The organism is Streptomyces sp. NPDC060198 (assembly GCF_042728415.1).
GTDB lineage: Bacteria > Actinomycetota > Actinomycetes > Streptomycetales > Streptomycetaceae > Streptomyces.
Genome location: NZ_JBHWZJ010000677.1, coordinates 1 through 1,386 on the forward strand (window position 1 = coordinate 1; position 1,386 = coordinate 1,386).

Consider the following 1,386-nt stretch of genomic DNA (forward strand, 5'->3'; position numbering starts at 1 on the left):
CGTAGGTGATGGAGGAGGAGCTGTAGATGCAGTACGTGCCATCGGCGCCCGAACCGGTCTCGGACGGCTCTCCGCTCGTCACCCCCTTGTACTTCTTGCAGATGTCGATGTCGCGGTCCGCGTCGTCGTAGATCGTGACGCCCGAGATCTTGGCCGTGTCCCCGTAGTTGGTGTTGATGCCCACCACGGACGTGCCCGGTGCCGTGATCCAGACGTTCGAGATCTCGACGTGGCGGCCGTACTGCGTCGAGCAGTTGCCGCAGGAGCGGTACAGCTTGCCGAAGTCGTCGACCTGGAAGTTCTTGATGACGACCGTGCCGGCGCCGTTGTGCTGGAAGACCTTGTCGTCCGCCAGCCGCGCGCCGCCGCCGTCGACCGTGGCGACCTGCGAGGAGGAGCTGCCTCGGAAGGTCGCGGCGTCCTCGCCCACGTCCTCCCACCAGACGTTCTTGAGCGTGCAGGCACCGGCGCAGTGGACGCCGTCGGCGGCGGGGGAGCCGAGGATGACGTTCTGCAGGGTGGCGCCGGCGGCGAGTTCGAACATCGCCGGCTGGTCCTCGTCCTGGCCGTCGCTGCCCAGGTCACCGGATCCGTAGAAGCGCTTCAGGCTGCCGTCGTAGGTGCCGGACACCTGGATGCTGGCCGAGACGGCCTGGCTGCCGGTGGCGGTCGGCCAGGAGGGCTTCGACCCCGAGCTGGGCGGCGTGGTGGTGGGAGGGGTCGTCGTCGGCGGGTCGGTCGGGGTCGACCCGGCCGCGGTGAACGTCCAGCGCTTGCTGGTCACCGAGTCGCAGGAGTTCTGCTGGACCAGGGTGCCGGCGCTGGTGCCGGAGTCCTTGGTGTTGAGGCACTTGCCGCCATTGCTGTTGATGACCTGGTAGATGCTTCCGCTCACCTGGGTGAGAGTCCACACCTGGGTCGCCGCCCCGCTGCAGGTCTGCTGCTCCACGGCCTTGCCGGCGCTGGTGGAAGCGTCCTTCACGCCGGCGCACTTACCGCTGTGCGAGGCGATCAGGGTGTAGCCGCTTCCGGAGGCCGTGAGCTTCCAGGTCTGCGCCGCGGTGCCCGCGCAGTTGTTCTGGGTGAGCTGGGTGCCGGCGGCGGTTCCGGCGCCCGGGACTTCCAGACACAGTCCGCTGCCGGCGTTCTTCAGGGTGTACGAGCCGGCTGCGGGTGCGGCCGAGGCCGAGCCGGTGGCGAAGAGGGCGGTGAGCGTCGCCGCTATCAGTGCGGCGACTGCGAGGAACGAGGCGGCTGCCCTGCCGCCCCGCCTTCTGGCATGCTGATTCTCCGTGCGCATTCGAGGGTCCTTTCACCGCCTGCGGCGTCCTCCGCAGGCACCAGGAAGTGTTGGTGCGGTGGTAAAGGCAAGCTCCCGGTCGGGAA

The 1,386-nt window shown here is 68.7% G+C and carries 1 protein-coding gene and 1 pseudogene; both read right to left on the reverse strand.

What is annotated here, in order from left to right; all coding sequences use genetic code 11:
- Nucleotides 1–784 (reverse strand): pectate lyase (locus ACFWEP_RS34660; RefSeq protein WP_387376284.1); only part of this gene is annotated, 784 nt, incomplete at its 3' end.
- Between the two features lie 24 nt (nt 785–808).
- Nucleotides 809–1,300, reverse strand: a pseudogene (locus ACFWEP_RS34665) (RICIN domain-containing protein); the annotation flags it as partial.
- Nucleotides 1,301–1,386: the final 86 nt, after the last annotated feature.